This is a genomic window from Bacillus cereus group sp. BfR-BA-01441, from assembly GCF_022663075.1.
Taxonomy (GTDB): Bacteria; Bacillota; Bacilli; order Bacillales; family Bacillaceae_G; genus Bacillus_A; species Bacillus_A cereus.
On record NZ_JAKUEU010000432.1, the window covers coordinates 1 to 218 of the forward strand.

Consider the following 218-nt stretch of genomic DNA (forward strand, 5'->3'; position numbering starts at 1 on the left):
GATCTTTTAATGCTTTAAAATTGATGCTGTATTCACCATCTTTAATTGTTTCAGCATCTGTTTTTTTATTTTCATCTGGTTTTTCTACTTCTGGTTTTTCTGCTTCCGGTTTTTCTGCTTCCGGTTGTTTCTCTTCATTTTTAATTTGTTCAAGTTTATCTTGTTCAAATAAAAGTTGTACATCATGCATTTGCTTATAATTTCTTGATGCCATTTCG

Annotated in this window: 1 protein-coding gene; it reads right to left on the reverse strand. The window is 30.3% G+C overall.

The window, feature by feature from the left end; genetic code table 11:
• The coding region (locus MR107_RS31090) for a hypothetical protein (protein WP_242293231.1) at positions 1-218 on the reverse strand (218 nt) is incomplete at both ends.